Below are 14,908 nucleotides of genomic sequence, written 5' to 3'. Positions count from 1 at the left end.
GCCTGGTGCTGGATGGAGTTCCGCTCAGCGGCGAGGTGTTCATCCTCGCCACGGGGGGTGCCAGCTACCCGGAAACGGGAACCCGTGGCGAAGTACTGGGCTGGCTCAGGGGGCTGGGCGTGTCCGTGCGGCCCTGGTTTCCGGCCCTGGCGCCGATCCCGCTGCAGCGCCCCCGTCCGGCCTGGGAAGGGGTCTCCCTGCGCGATGGCGAGCTCCGCCTGACCGCTGGCGCTGGGGGCCGCCGGCTCTCGGCATTCAGGGGGGACCTGATCTTCACCAAGGCGGGCGTCAGTGGCCCTGCCACCCTTGAGCTGAGCCAGGCGGCGGAGCAGGCGCGTCGCGAAGGCGCCGCCTGGCTGGCCTATGCCTCCCTCCTGGAGCCGGCCGAGGCGGTGGATGCCGCCCTGCTGGAAGAGCAGCGGACAAACCCCAGGCTCCTGGCCGCCACCTGGCTCCAGCGGCACCTGCCCGAGCGGCTGGTCGAGCCTCTGCTGCAGGAGGTGGGGCTGGAGCGGACCCTCATGCTCAAGGACCTGCCGAAGGCCGGTCGGAGGGTCCTGGTGGCCCTGGTCACGGCGCTGCCCCTGGGTGAGCCCCAGACCGTGCCCCTGGCCCGGGGTGAGGTGGCCGCCGGCGGCGTGGCCCTCGCCGCCGTGGATCCCAGGACCATGGCCCTGCGGGGCTGGGAAAACCTGCGCGTCTGCGGCGAGCTGCTGGACTTGGACGGCCCCGTGGGCGGCTACAACCTGCAGGCCGCCTTCAGTACCGGCTACGCGGCGGGATCGATCTAGATTCTTCCGGCCAGATCCTCGACGAGCTCGCAGAGGCGCGCGGCATAGGCGGTCTCGTTGTCGTGCCACCCGAAGACCTTCACGAAGCGCGGCCCCAGGGCCATGGTCAGGTCCAGGTCCATGATCACGCTCTCGGGGCGCCCGGTGATGTCGCCGCTAACGGTGTGGGGCTCGGCGAGGGCCACGATCCCGCGCCAGGGTCCGGCGGCTGCGTCCGCGAAGGCGGCCCGCAGACCCAGAACATCGGCATCCCGCCGCAGCGTGGCCACCAGGTCTACGAGGTTTACGCTGAGGGTGGGCACGCGCAGGGCCACGCCGTCAAAGCCCTGGGGCAGATCGGGCATGGCCCGGTGCAGGGCCCCGAAGGCGCTGGAGGTGGTGGGGATGATGCTCTGAAAGGCCGCCCGGCCACGCCGCCGGTCCTTGTGGGGCAGGTCCAGCAGGCGCTGGTCGTTGGTGACCACGTGGACGGTGCTCATGCCCGCATGCTCGATCCCGAAGACTTCATCGAGGATTCGGAGCATGGGCGCCGTGGCGTGGGCCGTGCAGCTGGCATTGGAGATGACCCGGTGTCTCGCCGGATCCAGCTCGGCGCCGTTCACCGGGGCGATGACGGTGAAGTCCGCGTCGGGGCTGGGGGCGCTGATGATCACGTGGGAAACCCCGGCCTTCAGGTGCCGCGCGGCATCGGCCCGCCGGGCGAAGCGTCCGCTGGCCTCCACCACCAGCCGCGTCTCCGCCGGAAAGGGGATCAGCTCGGGGTCCCGGGCGTGGAAGAGCGGCACGCGGCACTCGCCCAGCAGGAGAAAATCCTGGCCCCGGTCTGTGCAGCCATCGATGGGCAAGGCACTGGGGCCGTGGACGGAGTCGAAGCGGAGCAGTTGGATGACCTGGTCCAGGGGCGCGGGGTCGTTCACCGCGCCGAGCAGCTCGGGCCGGGAGGCACCGAAATGGCGCACCGTGAGCCGGCCGATGCGGCCCAGGCCGTTGAGCGCGATGCGCCTCATCGGCCGCTCTCCGCCAGCACGAGGAGGCAGAGGTCCTTCAGGCGGGCCGCGTAGCCCCACTCGTTGTCGTACCACCCGAAGACCTTGACGAGACGTGGCCCCAGCACCTTGGTGAGGAAGGGATCGTAGAGGCAGCTGGCGGTGCTCCCCACCAGATCCGCGCTGACGAGCTCGGCGTCCAGCACCTCGAGGTAGGGCGACAGCGGACCCGCCTCAGCTGCCGCCCGGAACGCCGAGTCGACGGTGGCAGGGGTGGCCTCGCTGCGCAGGGTGGCCGTGAGGTCGACGATGCTCACGTCGGGCGTGGGCACCCGCACGGCGAGCCCGTCGAGGCGTCCTTCGAGGTGGGGCAGGAGAAGCCCGAGGCTCCGGGCGGCGCCGGTGCTGGTGGGGATCATGTTCAGGGCCGCAGCCCGGGCCCGACGCAGGTCATCGTGGGGCAGGTCCAGGATGCGCTGGTCGTTGGTGTAGCTGTGGACAGTGGTCATGAACCCGTAGTCGAGCCCGAAGGCATCGTCCAGGACCTTGACCATGGGCGCCAGGCAGGTCGCCGTGCAGCTGGCGCCGGAGATGACCCGATCCCGGTCCAGGTCCAGGGTGCCTTCGTTCACGCCGAGGACCACGGTGCGATCCGCGTCCGGCGAGGCGTCGCTGATGAGCACATGGCCGACCCCGTCCCGCAGGTGCTGTGCGGCCAATTCCCGCTGGGTGAACCTCCCGGTGCATTCAAGGACCAGCCCGGCGCCGAGGGAGCCGAAGGGCACCCTCCGGGGATCCGGCTCGGCGAGCACGCGGATGCGCTGGCCAGCCAGCAGGAGGTGACCATCCTCCGAATCGACGGGACATCCAGCCCGGCCATGCACCGTGTCGTACTTCAGCAGGTGGGCCAGGGTTGCGGCGTCCGTGAGGTCGTTGACGGCCACCACCTGCACGCCTGGATCTTTCACCAGCTGGCGCAGGGTGAGGCGCCCGATGCGCCCCATGCCATTGATGGCCACCTGCTTCACGAACCCTCCGGAATCCTTTGTTGTAGCGGTCCCGCTCCGGCCTGTCGAAAGAAAAGCCCGGTTCGGGACCGGGCTTTGACACATGGACAACCGGAAATCAGCTGGCGAGGCTCACGCGGCGTAGCCGGCTGGTAGGGGCCTCGAGCTTCTTGGCGAGGGTGTTCCGGTGGATGCCCAGCTCGCGGGCGGCGGCGCTGTGGTTGCCCTCATGGGCCGCCAACACCTCCTCCAGGTACACCCGCTCGAACTCCCGCCGGGCCAATTCCAGGGGAATGCCGCCACGCACCATTTCGGCTACGAGCATTCGCAGCTTGTCTCGCATTCCGTCTTCTCCAACAACCGTATCGGGAGAACGAAGGTATCACCGGGATGACGCAAGGGAAAGGGCCTGTGATAACTTTGTAACGCAGGCCCAGCATGTGGAAAAGTGTGTGGAATGCCTGTGCATGCGACGGGGGATGATGTGCGCAAGACCAAACTCGTGATGACCTTGGGGCCTGCCCTCATGAAGGGCGACCGGTTGCGGGAAGCCCTGAAGGAGGCGGATGCGGTCCGGCTGAATGCCAGCCACGGGGACCCCGAATCGCGGTCCGAGGCCCTGGAGAAGGTCCGCGCCATCGCCCTGGAGCTGGGCCGCTCGATCCCGGTGTTCCTCGACCTGCAGGGACCCAAGTGGCGCGTCGGCCTTCTGGAGACGCCCCTCGATCTCGCCGAGGGCAGCGAGGGTGTGTTCTACACCCCAGGTACGCCCGTTCCCACGGGCTTCGCCTGGGCCGCGCCCCTGCCTCACCCCGAGCTCTTCGAAGGCGCGGAACCCGGCCAGCACTGGCTGCTGGATGACGGCGCCATCACCGTGAAGATCCTTGCCAAGAGCACGGATCTCCTGAAGGCCGAGGTGGTCATCGGCGGTCCCCTCAAGGCGCGAAAGGGCGTCCATCCCATCGGCATGGACATCAACATGGATCCGCTCACCGAGAAGGATCACGTCGACATCAAGTGGGGCGTGGAACACCAGGTGGACCTCTTCGCCCAGAGCTTCGTGCGCCGGGCCTCGGACGTGCAGCAGCTGCAGGCCATCATCCATCACCTGGGCGGGACCCAGCCCATCATCGCCAAGATCGAACACCCGACGGCCCTCGCGCACCTGGGCGAGATCCTCGATGTCAGCTGGGGCGTCATGGTGGCCCGGGGCGACCTGGGGGTGGAACTGGGGGTCGAGCGCGTTCCCGGCCTGCAGAAGCAGATCATCAAGGCCGCCCGCAAGGCGCTGAAGCCGGTCATCACCGCCACCCAGATGCTGGAGAGCATGATCGAGCACGCCCAGCCCACCCGGGCCGAGGCCAGCGACGTGGCCAATGCCATCTGGGACGGCACGGACGCCGTGATGCTGAGCGCCGAAAGCGCCTCGGGCGCCCACCCCGTGGAGGCTGTGCAGTGGCTGGCACGCATCGCCGCCGAGGCCGACGCCAACGTGAAGCAGCGCGCGACCACCCTGCCCGAGGACCTGGCCGAGAAGGTGCTGGCCCGCACGGACATCTCCGTGGCCTTCGCCGCCTGCCGCACGGCCGAGGAGATCAACGCCCGCTGGATCGTGGCCTTCACCGAGGGCGGCGGCACGGCCCGCATGGTGAGCCGCCTGGCGGGGCGGACGCCGGTCCTGGGCGCCACGGTCGATGAGCTAACCGCCCGCCGCATGGGCATCCTGCGGGGCGTCACCGCCCTCATCATCCCCCGCGTGGCCAGCACGGACGAGATGGTGGAGGCGGTCCGCGAGTTGCTCATCGCCAAGCACGGCGTGGGCGCCTTCGATCGCGTGGTGATGACCATGGGGCTGCCCCTGTGGAAATCCGGCACCACCAACACCATGAAGGTGATGACCTTCTAGGAGGTACCCATGGGGCTTCAGCGACCTCAGCCAGCCGAGTACGGCGAGGCCTACGCCCACTACCTTGGCGCCACGCCAGAGGGTGACCTGCTGGCGGTGCTCCAGGTCCAGGCAGCCGATGTGGCGGTGCTGTTCGGGGCCCTTTCGGAGGCCCAGGGCGACTACCGATATGCGCAGGGAAAGTGGAGCCTCAAGGACCTGCTCCAGCACCTCAGCGATGCGGAGCGCATCTTCGCCTACCGCATCCTGCGCCTGGGCCGGGGGGACGCCACGCCCCTGCCGGGCTTCGAGGAGGACGACTATGCCGCCGCGGCCAAGGCCGATGAGCGCAGTGTCGCTGATCTCCTTGCGGACTTCCGCGCCGCTCGGGAGGCCACCCTCACCCTCTGCCGGAGCCTGCCGGAGGCGGCCTGGGATTTCAAGGGCACCACCAGCGGCAAGCAGATCACGACACGCTGCATTCCCTACATCATCCACGGCCACGCGGCTCACCACCTGGCCGTGATCCGGGAGCGCTACCTGCCGGGCTTGAGGTAGTCCTTCCAGTCCTCGAAGGCTCCCATCAACTTGTCCAGTTGGGTCGATTCCGTGGTGCGGAAGCGGCTCACTAGCTTCCAGCCCTGCGCCACCTGCTGGTAGCGGTGCAGCCAGAGGAAGGGGCCCTCCCACTCGCCCTCCGGGTCGGTCTTCGTCTTCACCAGGAAGGCCACCGTGGTCCAGGGCCCGCGGGCCAGGAACCGCCGCCCAAGCTCCTGGATGCCCGACTCCTCGTCGGAATCCAGCACCAGGTCATCGAGGTCGGGCACGATCATGGGAACACCTCGGGCAATACCCTCATCCTATAGCCCCGGAGGCAGGTCATGGAAAAGCTCATGGGACTCGTGGGCGCCACGGTGGGCAGCCTGGCGGGCTGGTATCTCGGCGCCCTGGTGGGCTTCACCACCGGCGTGGTCCTGAGCATGGTGGGCACGGGCTTCGGCCTCTGGGCCGGGCGATGGGCGACGCGGCGGTGGCTGGAGGGCTGATCCGGTTGGCGCTTCCGCCGCGTCCATGGTTCCATTCCATCCATGCGCATTGAATGCATCGCCATCGGCACGGAGCTGCTCACCACGCGGCGGGTGGACACCAACTCGGTCTGGCTGGGGGAACGGCTGGCCGGCCTGGGTCTGGCCTTCCACCGCAAGACCGCCGTCGGAGACAACCGGGAGGACCTGGCCGAACTGTTTCGCGAGGCCCTGAAGCGCTCGGATCTGATCATCACCACCGGGGGACTCGGCCCCACCTTCGACGACTTCACCAAGGAACTGTTCGCTGAGCTTCTCGGTGTGGAGCTGGTGGAAGACGCCGCCAGCCGTGCCGACATGCTGGCCTTCTACGCCGCCCGCAACCGGGTGCCACCCCAGGTGAACTTCAAGCAGGCCCTCATCCCCGTCGGCGCCGAGCCGCTGCGCAACCAGGTGGGCACCGCCCCCGGCGTGTGGTGGCAGGACCCCCCGGGCCACCCCGGCGCCCGGATCGTCATGCTGCCGGGGGTGCCCCGGGAGATGAAGACGATGTGGGAGGAGCGGGTCGAGCCTCGCCTCAAGCCCCTGGCTGACCGGCCGGTGCACACCCTGCGCATGGTCGTGTGCGGCGTGCCCGAGAGCAACCTGGACGAGCGCACGCGGGAAGTCCGCGAACGCCACAGCCACCTCGACTGGACCATCCTCGCCAACCTCACCCAGGTGGAACTGCTGGCCCGGGGACCCGAGCCCCGAGCGCTTGAAGCGGCCCGCCTCGATTTCGAGCCGGTGCTGGGCCAGGACCTGGCCAGCGTGGGCGACGGGAACCTGGAGGACGCCATTTTGGATCAACTCAAGGTTCGGGGCGAGACCCTCGCGGTGGCCGAGAGCATGAGCGGGGGCCTGCTGGCTTCGCGCTTGACGGCCGTCCCCGGGGCCAGCGCGGCCTTCCTGGGGGGCGCGACGGCCTACACCGTGGCGGCGAAGGCCGCCCTCCTGGGCCTGGATCCGGCCTGGCTCGCCCAGGTGGGCACGGTCTCCGAGGCCTGCGTGGTGGCCATGGCCGAGGCGGTGCGGCAGCGCCTGGGTTCCACCTGGGCCCTGGCCATCTGCGGCAATGCGGGACCTGGCGCCGAAGGTGAGGCTCCGGTCGGGTCGGTCTTCATTGCCCTGGCCGGTCCGCACGGCACGCAGGTCCGCGCGCCGAAGATGGCGGGGGACCGGGCGGAGATCCAGCTGCGCAGCACCGCCCAGGCCCTGGACCTGCTCCGGCGGTCCCTGCGGAACGGCTGATACACTGGCTCCATGCCTCCCATGTCCCTGTCTTCCCTGGTCCTGTGGTGCCTCGGCGCCTTCCTGTGCGGAAGCATCCCCTTCGGCCTCCTCCTGGTGAAGCTGGCGGGGAAGGGCGATGTGCGGGCCCACGGCAGCGGCAACATTGGCGCCACCAATGTCAGCCGCGTGGGCGGCAAGGCCCTGGGCATCGTCACCCTGCTGCTGGACATCTTGAAGGGCTTCCTGCCGGTGTACCTCGGGAAGCAGCTGGGGATGGGGGAATCCGTCTTGTCGCTGCTGGCCCTCTGCGCGGTGCTGGGGCACGTCTTCACCCCCTGGCTGAAGTTCCAGGGCGGCAAGGGTGTGGCCACGGCGCTCGGTGTGGCCCTGGCCTTCCGCGCGGCCATGATCCTGCCCGCCCTGGGCGTGTTCATCCTGCTGCTGCTGGTCTTCCGCTACGTGAGCCTGGGCAGCGTCATGGCCGCCCTGACGCTCCTGGCCGTCCTGATCTGGAAGGGGGCCACGCCCGTGGTCCTGCTGCTCTGGGCGGACATCGTGCTGATCGTGGTCGCCAAGCACCACGAGAACATCCGGCGCCTCCTAAGGGGTACCGAGTCCCCCCTCTGGGGCGCCAAAAAGGAGCAGGCCCATGGCTAAGGCTGACATCGGCGTCTTCGGCTCCGGCGCCTGGGGCACCGCTCTGGCCATGACCTGGGCCCGGAAGGGCGCGCGGGTGGCGCTTTGGGGGCCATTCGAGGAAGAGATGGCCCAGATGGCCGCCACGCGGCGCCACCAACGCCTCAAAGATGTCGAGTTCCCCGCAGGCCTGCAGACCTCTGATGACCCTGCGGATGCCTTCGAGGCGCCCCTGTGGATCTCGGCCATGCCCACCCAGGTGACCCCCGAGGCCTGGCGGGGCCTGCTGCCTCGCACGCCGCAGCGTCCCGAGCTGGTGGTCCACGTGAGCAAGGGCATCCTGCAGAGCACCCACCAGACCCTGTCCCAGGCCCTCGCGGGCGTCTTTGAGGTGCCGGTGGGCGCCCTCTCCGGCCCCTCCTTTGCCGACGAGGTGTCCATGGGCGTGCCCACGGCCATCGTGCTGGCTCTGCCGACCAGCGTGACGGAGGAGCGGGCCAAGGCCCTGCAGGCCCAGCTGGCCTCGGAGAAGCTGCGGATCTACCTGAGTCGGGACGTGCTGGGCACCGAGCTCTGCGGCGCCCTGAAGAATGTGCTCGCCATCGCGGCGGGCCTGGTGGATGGGCTGGGGCTGGGATACAACGCCCGGGCCGCCCTCATCACCCGGGGCCTGGCCGAGATGTCCCGGCTGGTGGAGGTGCTGGGCGGCCAGCCCGCCACCGTGATGGGCCTCGCCGGCATGGGCGACCTGCTGCTCACGGCCACGGGTCCCCAGAGCCGCAACCGCACCTTTGGCGAAAAGGTGGGGAAGGGGCAGAGCGTGGAGGCGGCCCGGAATGCCCTGGGCGGCCAGGTCATCGAGGGCATGTTCACCTGCGAAGCGGCTCTGGACCTGGGCCGGGAGCACGGCCTCGAGCTGCCCATCGCCGCCGAGGTACTGCGGCTCCTGGACGGCGAGCGGCCGGAAGAGGCCGTGCGGCGGCTGATGACGCGATCCCTGAAGTCGGAATAACCCGGAGGCTGCCATGGCCGAAGCTTTCCGTTTCCGCATCCTTGAGCACGGCCCGGCCGGATCCCCGGTAAGGGAGGCCTTTGTGCCCGCGGAGCCGAAGCCGGGCTGGGTGAGGCTGGAGTTGAAGGCCATGGCCCTCAACCGCCTGGACCTCTGGACCACCGAGGGCATTCCCGGCTTCCCGCTGCCCCTGCCGCTCACGCCGGGCTGCGATGGTGCGGGCGTGGTGGAAGCGGTCGGTGAAGGCACGGTCCTGCCGCCTGGAGTGGAGCTGGCCGGCAGCGCCATGATCGCGCCGGGCCTCAGCTGCGGCGTGTGCCCGGCCTGCCTGCGCGGCGACGACATGCTCTGCCCGACCTACGGGATCCTGGGCCACGTGTGCGATGGCACGGCGGCCACCCACGTGCTGGTGCCCGCTGGGAACCTGCTGCCCATCCCCGGCAACTGGAGCTTCGAGCAGGCTGCGGCCTTTCCGCTGGTCTTCCTCACGGCCTGGGAGATGCTCGTCCACAAGTGCCATCTGCGCCCCGGGGAGACCGTGCTGGTCTGGGGCGGCGGCAGTGGCGTGGGCAGCGCGGCCATCCAGTTGGTCAAGGCCCTGGGCGGCAGCGCCATCGCCGTCGTGGGCAGTGAGGCCAAGGCCATGCTGTGCTGGGACCTCGGTGCCGAACACGTGCTGGTCCGCGGCGACCTCAAGGCTCTGGCCGGCAAGGTGCGCGGGTTGACGGGCAAGCGGGGTGTGGACGTGGTCTTCGAGCACACCGGGGCCGCCACCTGGACCACCAGTCTCGCCGTCTGCGCCCGGGGCGGCCGCATCGTCACCTGCGGCGCCACCACGGGTCGGGAGACCTCCTTCGACCTGCGGGCCCTCTTCGCCAAGCAGATCCAGATCCGGGGTTCCTACATGGGCCGCCGGGAGCACCTCTGGACCCTGCTGTCCCTGCTCCAGAAGCACTCGACGAACCCGCCCTTCCGTCCCGTCCTCGACCGCGTCTTCGACCTCGCCGAGTATCCGGAGGCCCAGCGCCACCTGGAGGCGGGGACCGGGTTCGGCAAGGTCGTCTGCCGGATTACCTGATGCTGAGGAACCTGGCGCTTCCGGAGGGCTCCACCTTCACCTGGGTGGATCTGGTGGATCCCACCGAGGCCGAGATGGCCGAGGTGGCCGACCGCTACGGCCTCCATCCGGCCGTGGTGCGGGACTTCCTCAACCAGCCCCACCTGCCCAAATTCGAGCGGCTGCCGGGCCAGCGGCTGCTGATCCTCAGGGCCTACGATGAGGTGGCCAAGCGGGGGGACACCATCCAGGCCATGACCCGGCGGCTCGTCCTTTTGACGATGGAGGGTGTGCTCATCACCGTGCGTCGCCGGGAGCAGCCCTTCTTCCTGGAGGTGGAAAAGGGGATGGCCTCAGGGCTGGCCCTCCGCTCCGAGCAGGTGGTGCTGGCCCTATGCGCCGGGGCCGTGAAGTCCTTCGACGAGCCCCTGAAGGAATGCGAGGAGCGGCTCGATCGGATCGAGACGGCCCTGTTCCGCCGGCAGACTCCGCACCTGGGGATCAAGCAGGTCTACGGCCTCAAGCGCCGCTGCGCGGTCATCAAGCGGACCCTCTGGCGCTCCATGGCGGCCCTGGGCGCCCTGAAGGAGCAAGTGCCCGACGACCAGGGCCTGCTCGCCGACGTGGTGGAGGAGGCAGATCGCCTCCACACGTGGGCCGACGAGCTGCTGGAGAGCGCCACCCATCTCATGAACATGGAGATCAATGTGGCCAGCCAGCGCACCAACGAGGTCATGCGGGTGCTCACGGTCTTCAGCGCCTTCTTCTTACCCCTTACCTTCATCGCGGGCGTCTACGGCATGAACTTCAAGCGGATGCCCGAGTTGGAGCACCGGCTGGGCTACCCCCTGGTGATCGGAGGCATGGTCCTGACTGCCCTGGCCATCTGGGTCTGGTTCCGCCGGAAGGGGTGGCTCCGCTAATCTCCAGGCGCCAGGTCATAAAAGAGCAGGTACACTGGTTCGTTTGCGCAAGGAGTCTCCCGTGAAGGTCCTCATCCTAGGTGTCAATGGCTTCATCGGTTCCCACCTGGTGGACCGCATCATGGCGGATACAGACTGGGAGGTCTATGGCCTGGACCTGGGCGCCCACAAGGTGGCGGACCACCTGGCCAACCCCCGCTTCCACTTCGTGGAGGGGGACGTGACCATCTCCAAGGAGTGGATCGAATACCACATCAAGAAGTGCGACGTGGTGCTGCCCCTGGTGGCCATCGCCACGCCGAAGATCTACGTGACCGACCCCCTCCGCGTGTTCGAACTGGACTTCGAGGAGAACCTCCGTGTGGTCCGCCAGTGCGTGAAGTACAAGAAGCGGGTCATCTTCCCCAGCACCTCCGAGGTCTACGGCATGTGCCCCGACGCCGAGTTCGACGAGCACGAGTCGCCCCTCGTCACGGGCCCCATCCCCATGAACCGCTGGATCTACAGCACCAGCAAGCAGCTGCTCGACCGCGTGATCTGGGCCTATGGCTTCCAGCAGGGCCTACGCTTCACGCTGTTCCGCCCCTTCAATTGGATGGGCCCCAAGCTCGACAGCCTCAACACCGCCAAGGAGGGCAGCAGCCGCCTGGTGACGCAGTTCAGCTGGAACCTCTTCAACGGGGAACCCCTGCAGCTGGTGGACGGTGGCACGGCCCGGCGCTGCTTCATCGACGTGGCCGACGCCATGGACGGCCTCATGGCCGTGCTGCGCAACGAGGGCGGCAAGGCCGACGGCCAGATCTTCAACATTGGCAACCCCGAGAACGACTACAGCGTGCGCGAGATCGCCGAGATGATGATTGCCATCTGGAAGAACCACCCGTTCCGCATTGAGCGCGGCATTCCCGAAGGCCGCATGGTCGAGACCGGCAGCGGCGAGTTCTACGGCAAGGGCTACCAGGACGTGGCGCGCCGCACGCCCAGCATCAAGCGCATGCAGAGCACCTTCGGCTTCGCGCCCAAGGTATCCATGACGGACTCGCTGAAGAAGACCATCGACTTCTTCGTGGAAGAGCACAAGGCGCAGGAAAAGGTCATCGAGACCGAGAACTAGCGCCCTCCGGGAGGCCGAGCCCATGACCCGCCGCGAGCGCTGGACCCTGATCCTCCTGTGGCTGGCCCTGGGCCTGCTCCCGTTGTTGGTGCGCCCCCTGTGGGAACCCGACGAAGGTCGGTACGCCGAGATCCCCCGGGAGATGCTGGCGACCGGGGACTGGCTGACCCCGCACCTGAACGGCGTCCTCTACTTCGAAAAGCCGCCCCTGCAGTACTGGCTCTCCGCCATCGGGATGAAGCTCTTCGGGTTGAACGGCGCTGCGGCGCGCCTGCCCCTGGCCCTGGCTTCGGGCCTCATGATCTGGGCCGCATGGCGGTTGGCGAGGCGCCTGGGTGCGCGGAACCCCCTTTGGGCCCCCTTCATGGCCGCCACGGGCCTGCTGGCCTTCCTGGTGGGCCAGATTCTCACCCTGGATGCCCTGTTCAGTGCCTTCCTGGTGGCCGCCATCGCGGCCTTCGTGGAAGCCGTGGCCCTGCGCAGGGAAGGGCGGTCGGCCCATGGCTGGACCCTGGTGACCTTCGTCTTGCTGGCGGGCGCCATGCTCACCAAGGGGCTGGCGGAAGTGATCCTCACCGGCGGCATCCTGGTCTTCTCCCTGGCCTTCGCCTGGAAGGACGCGGCGCTGCGCCGCGCCGTCCTGCGCACCGCCCTCGATCCCCTGGGCTGGCTGCTCTACCTGGCCCTGGTGGTGCCCTGGTTCTGGGCCGTGAACAAGGCCAACCCCGGCCACGCGGACTTCTTCTTCATCCACGAACACTTCCGGCGCTTCCTCACCCACGAGCACGCGCGGCAGGGCTCCAACAACTGGCTGCTGGACAAGCTCTACTTCCTCGGGATCCTCGCCGTGGGGCTGCTGCCCTGGCTGTCGGCGACAGTCGTGGGCCTGAGGCGCAGCTGGACCTTCCTCACGGGCCGAGGCCCCCAGGGACAGGACCACCTGGCCCGCTGGGTCGTCGGCATCACGGTCCTGGCCTTCCTCTGGCCCCTGGTCTTCTTCAGCGTGTCGGGTTCCAAGCTGCCCCCCTACATCCTGCCGGTGATCGTGCCACTGGCGGCCCTGGCCTGCACCTTCGAGCGCGAGGGCGAGGAGCGGCCAGCTCTGCGCCGCATGGGCTGGGAGCTAATCCTGCTCGGGGGCATCTTCCTCCTGGCGGCGGCCCTCTTCCGCAAGGACCTGGGCGGCCTCGGCTGGGTGCTGGCCCTGGGCGCGGGTTTCGCAGGGCTCGGGGCCTGGGCGCTGCGGCCCCGGGGATTGACCGGAACTCGCCTCATGGCGGCCCTAGGGGCGGCCCTCTGGCTGCTGGTGCTGGCCGCCCAGGCGGCGGCGGGGCCAGGCAAGTCCGTGGCGGACCTGGTGCGCAGCGTTCCCGGCGAGGCCCGGTGGATCAGCTACGGGACCTACTTCCAGGGCCTCCCCTTCTACGCCCGCACCCGGGTGGTGGTGGTGGCGGGAACAGGGGAGCTGGCCTATGGCCGGGACCGGCTCCCAGATCCGGGCCGCTGGTTCAACGAAGATCCTGCCTCGCTGGGCGCCATGGCCGACCGCCTGAAGGCGGAGGAGCCCTCGAAGCCGGTCCTCGTGCTGGCCAAGGCCGCCAACTGGAAGCGGCTGAGCGCCGAGGAGAAGGCGCGGTGGGAGGAAGTGGCCCGGAATCCGGCGGCGGTGGTTGCCCGCCGACGTTAGGGAGCGGCTACTTCACTGCCTCCTTCACGCCATGGGCGGCTTCCTTCGCACCCTTGGCCACGCCCTTGGCGGCAGTCTTGGCGCCCTTGCCCACGGCCTTCCCACCTTCCTTCGCGGCGTGTCCGACAGCCTTGCCGCCTTCCTTGGCAGCCTGCCCTACGGCCTTTCCACCCTTCTTGAAACCCTGGCCGACCTCCTTGCCCGCCTGCTTGATGTCCTCCTTCACGCCATCGGCGGTGAGGGGAAAGGTCAGGAGCAGGGCGGCGAGGAGGGTGGGTGTCATGGCCCCATTCTACTCCCTGGGCGGGAGGGAGGCTTCCAGGGGAAGATGGAAGGATGGATGCACCTTCGCCCGAGTCGCCTTCAGTCTCCCGCCTCGCCCAGTGGCTGCGCACCCATGCGCCAGAGTTGCTCTTCGCGCTCCTGCTCCTGGCGGTGCTCCCCATGCGTGACCTCTGGGCCCCGGACGAACCGGACTTCGCGCAGTGCGTGAAAGAGATGCGCCTGCGGGGCGACTGGATCCTGCCCTACCTCAACGGCGTCCCCTACAGCGAGAAGCCGATCCTCTACTACTGGGTGATGAAGGCTTCCTCGGTGCTGCTGGACGCGCTCACCGGCGGCCTCGGGTTCACGCAGGGCGTGGCGGCCTGGGCCCTGCGCCTGCCCTCGGTGCTCGCCGCCGTGGCCTTCCTGTCGGCCTTCCGCCGCTGGGCCGTTCGCTTCCTGGAGCCGGGCCTGGCCGAACCCGCAGCCCTCATCCTCGCCACCTCTCCCCTCTGGTTCTGGCAGAGCCAGTTCATCCAGATCGACCTGCTGTTCTCTGCCCTCCTGGCCTGGAGCTGGCTCTGCTGGCTGGGGGGGTACCTGCTGCTGCGGGGCGAGCCAAGTCGGCCCGACGAATCCCGCCGCTGGTTCCTCAAGGCCTACTTCTGGCTGGCCCTGGCGTTCCTGGCGAAAGGGCCGCTGGCGCCGGTGCTGTCTGTGCTCGTGCTGGCCGCCTTCCTGGCCTGGCAGCGGGACGTCGCGGTCCTGCGCCGGGCGGGCATCGTGGCCGGCCTGGCCATCACCCTCCTGCTGGTCTCGCCCTGGTATCTCGCGGCCGGCCTGAAGGGCGGGGCGCACTACGCCTACGAACTAATCATCTTCCAGAACTTCGAGCGGGCCACCAAGGCCTGGGACCACATCCACCCATGGTGGAAGTACGGCGAATACATCCTGGGCGACTTCTTCCCCTGGGTGCTGTGGCTGCCGGCGCTGGCCCTGCACCTGCGCCGGCAGCGGAGGCTCGCGGATCCGGCGAAGCGCTTCCTGCTGCTGGCCTTCGTCGTGCCCTTCCTCTTCCTGAGCCTGGTGCAGAGCAAGCAGGGCAAGTACCTGCTCATGGGCTATCCCTTCCTGGCCCTTCTGCTTGCTGACCTGGTGCGTGCGGCGGACCCTGCCCGGGCCCGGCGCCTGGGCGGGCTGCTCGCTGCGGGGCTCGCATTGCCCGCCGTGGTCCTGAGCGCCCTGGCCC

17 protein-coding genes are annotated in these 14,908 nt (G+C 69.0%); 12 read left to right on the top strand and 5 right to left on the bottom strand.

The genetic code is table 11. The features are described 5' to 3' along the window. The coding region (locus WAS25_RS06110) for an NAD(P)/FAD-dependent oxidoreductase (protein ID WP_422310633.1) at positions 1–791 on the top strand (791 nt) is incomplete at its 5' end. Here WAS25_RS06110 and WAS25_RS06105 read toward each other — a convergent pair. The 3 genes from WAS25_RS06105 to WAS25_RS06095 form a co-directional block, all read right to left on the bottom strand. Next, the gene (locus tag WAS25_RS06105; RefSeq protein ID WP_422310632.1) at positions 788–1,798 is read right to left on the bottom strand and encodes a type I glyceraldehyde-3-phosphate dehydrogenase; all 1,011 of its coding nucleotides are present in this window, start codon (positions 1,796–1,798) and stop codon (positions 788–790) included. The two genes, WAS25_RS06110 and WAS25_RS06105, sit on opposite strands and share 4 nt — an antisense overlap. Next, a complete protein-coding gene (gene gap / locus WAS25_RS06100; RefSeq protein ID WP_422310631.1) occupies positions 1,795–2,805 on the bottom strand; it encodes a type I glyceraldehyde-3-phosphate dehydrogenase in 1,011 nt (336 codons plus the stop codon). The genes WAS25_RS06105 and gap overlap by 4 nt, the downstream gene beginning before the upstream one ends. A gap of 97 nt (positions 2,806–2,902) precedes the next feature. Next, complete coding sequence (locus tag WAS25_RS06095; protein WP_422310630.1) at positions 2,903–3,109, bottom strand: helix-turn-helix domain-containing protein; 207 nt, start codon at positions 3,107–3,109, stop codon at positions 2,903–2,905. A gap of 159 nt (positions 3,110–3,268) precedes the next feature. Between WAS25_RS06095 and pyk the strand changes: the two genes are divergently transcribed. Together pyk and WAS25_RS06085 are read left to right on the top strand one after the other, a co-directional pair. After that, positions 3,269–4,690, top strand: coding sequence for a pyruvate kinase (gene pyk, locus WAS25_RS06090; RefSeq protein WP_422310629.1), 1,422 nt, complete (start codon positions 3,269–3,271; stop codon positions 4,688–4,690). 9 nt (positions 4,691–4,699) lie between these two features. Next, a complete protein-coding gene (locus WAS25_RS06085) occupies positions 4,700–5,227 on the top strand; it encodes a DinB family protein (RefSeq protein ID WP_422310628.1) in 528 nt (175 codons plus the stop codon). Here WAS25_RS06085 and WAS25_RS06080 read toward each other — a convergent pair. Next, positions 5,206–5,502 (bottom strand): hypothetical protein, encoded by a 297-nt coding sequence (locus WAS25_RS06080; RefSeq protein WP_422310627.1) that lies wholly within the window; start codon positions 5,500–5,502, stop codon positions 5,206–5,208. The genes WAS25_RS06085 and WAS25_RS06080 overlap by 22 nt on opposite strands. A gap of 48 nt (positions 5,503–5,550) precedes the next feature. On the opposite strand from WAS25_RS06080, the gene WAS25_RS06075 reads away from it, so the two are divergent. The 8 genes from WAS25_RS06075 (at position 5,551) to WAS25_RS06040 (ending at position 13,395) form a co-directional block, all read left to right on the top strand. Next, positions 5,551–5,715: a hypothetical protein gene (locus tag WAS25_RS06075; protein ID WP_422310626.1), complete on the top strand. Its 165-nt coding sequence runs from the start codon at positions 5,551–5,553 to the stop codon at positions 5,713–5,715. A 42-nt stretch (positions 5,716–5,757) separates the two neighbouring features. Then, positions 5,758–6,984: a CinA family nicotinamide mononucleotide deamidase-related protein gene (locus WAS25_RS06070; RefSeq protein ID WP_422310625.1), complete on the top strand. Its 1,227-nt coding sequence runs from the start codon at positions 5,758–5,760 to the stop codon at positions 6,982–6,984. Positions 6,985–7,005: 21 nt separating this feature from the next. Continuing rightward, positions 7,006–7,623, top strand: a complete 618-nt coding sequence (gene plsY / locus WAS25_RS06065; RefSeq protein WP_422310624.1) for a glycerol-3-phosphate 1-O-acyltransferase PlsY — start codon at positions 7,006–7,008, stop codon at positions 7,621–7,623. Then, positions 7,616–8,614, top strand: coding sequence for an NAD(P)H-dependent glycerol-3-phosphate dehydrogenase (locus WAS25_RS06060; protein ID WP_422310623.1), 999 nt, complete (start codon positions 7,616–7,618; stop codon positions 8,612–8,614). The genes plsY and WAS25_RS06060 overlap by 8 nt, the downstream gene beginning before the upstream one ends. 13 nt (positions 8,615–8,627) lie before the next feature. Continuing rightward, positions 8,628–9,692, top strand: a complete 1,065-nt coding sequence (locus tag WAS25_RS06055; RefSeq protein WP_422310622.1) for a zinc-binding dehydrogenase — start codon at positions 8,628–8,630, stop codon at positions 9,690–9,692. Further along, positions 9,692–10,594, top strand: coding sequence for a CorA family divalent cation transporter (locus WAS25_RS06050; RefSeq protein ID WP_422310621.1), 903 nt, complete (start codon positions 9,692–9,694; stop codon positions 10,592–10,594). The genes WAS25_RS06055 and WAS25_RS06050 overlap by 1 nt, the downstream gene beginning before the upstream one ends. 61 nt (positions 10,595–10,655) lie before the next feature. Further along, positions 10,656–11,708 carry a bifunctional UDP-4-keto-pentose/UDP-xylose synthase gene (locus WAS25_RS06045; protein WP_422310620.1) on the top strand — a complete coding sequence of 351 codons (1,053 nt, stop codon included), beginning with the start codon at positions 10,656–10,658 and terminating at the stop codon, positions 11,706–11,708. Between the two features lie 22 nt (positions 11,709–11,730). After that, on the top strand, positions 11,731–13,395 hold the full coding sequence (locus WAS25_RS06040; RefSeq protein ID WP_422310619.1) for a glycosyltransferase family 39 protein: 1,665 nt from the start codon (positions 11,731–11,733) through the stop codon (positions 13,393–13,395). Between the two features lie 7 nt (positions 13,396–13,402). On the opposite strand, the gene WAS25_RS06035 is transcribed toward WAS25_RS06040, so the two are convergent. Beyond that, positions 13,403–13,678, bottom strand: a complete 276-nt coding sequence (locus WAS25_RS06035) for a hypothetical protein (protein WP_422310618.1) — start codon at positions 13,676–13,678, stop codon at positions 13,403–13,405. Positions 13,679–13,731: 53 nt separating this feature from the next. Here WAS25_RS06035 and WAS25_RS06030 point away from each other — a divergent pair. Continuing rightward, positions 13,732–14,908, top strand: a 1,177-nt coding sequence (locus WAS25_RS06030; RefSeq protein ID WP_422310617.1) for an ArnT family glycosyltransferase, incomplete at its 3' end; no start/stop codon positions are given.

The sequence above is a fragment of the Geothrix sp. genome (assembly GCF_049292215.1).
In the GTDB taxonomy this organism is placed as follows: Bacteria; Acidobacteriota; Holophagae; order Holophagales; family Holophagaceae; genus Geothrix.
This window is presented reverse-complemented; position numbering and strand designations above follow the sequence as displayed.

Excerpts from the sequence above, each read along its gene's own strand:
- WAS25_RS06070 (WP_422310625.1), top strand. The coding sequence starts at position 5,758 with ATGCGCATTGAATGCATCGCCATCGGCACGGAGCTGCTCACCACGCGG.
- WAS25_RS06055 (WP_422310622.1), top strand. The coding sequence starts at position 8,628 with ATGGCCGAAGCTTTCCGTTTCCGCATCCTTGAGCACGGCCCGGCCGGA.
- WAS25_RS06085 (WP_422310628.1), top strand. The coding sequence starts at position 4,700 with ATGGGGCTTCAGCGACCTCAGCCAGCCGAGTACGGCGAGGCCTACGCC.
- WAS25_RS06105 (WP_422310632.1), bottom strand. The coding sequence starts at position 1,798 with ATGAGGCGCATCGCGCTCAACGGCCTGGGCCGCATCGGCCGGCTCACG.
- WAS25_RS06050 (WP_422310621.1), top strand. The coding sequence starts at position 9,692 with ATGCTGAGGAACCTGGCGCTTCCGGAGGGCTCCACCTTCACCTGGGTG.
- WAS25_RS06035 (WP_422310618.1), bottom strand. The coding sequence starts at position 13,678 with ATGACACCCACCCTCCTCGCCGCCCTGCTCCTGACCTTTCCCCTCACC.
- plsY (WP_422310624.1), top strand. The coding sequence starts at position 7,006 with ATGTCCCTGTCTTCCCTGGTCCTGTGGTGCCTCGGCGCCTTCCTGTGC.
- WAS25_RS06075 (WP_422310626.1), top strand. The coding sequence starts at position 5,551 with ATGGAAAAGCTCATGGGACTCGTGGGCGCCACGGTGGGCAGCCTGGCG.
- WAS25_RS06060 (WP_422310623.1), top strand. The coding sequence starts at position 7,616 with ATGGCTAAGGCTGACATCGGCGTCTTCGGCTCCGGCGCCTGGGGCACC.
- WAS25_RS06095 (WP_422310630.1), bottom strand. The coding sequence starts at position 3,109 with ATGCTCGTAGCCGAAATGGTGCGTGGCGGCATTCCCCTGGAATTGGCC.
- WAS25_RS06080 (WP_422310627.1), bottom strand. The coding sequence starts at position 5,502 with ATGATCGTGCCCGACCTCGATGACCTGGTGCTGGATTCCGACGAGGAG.
- WAS25_RS06040 (WP_422310619.1), top strand. The coding sequence starts at position 11,731 with ATGACCCGCCGCGAGCGCTGGACCCTGATCCTCCTGTGGCTGGCCCTG.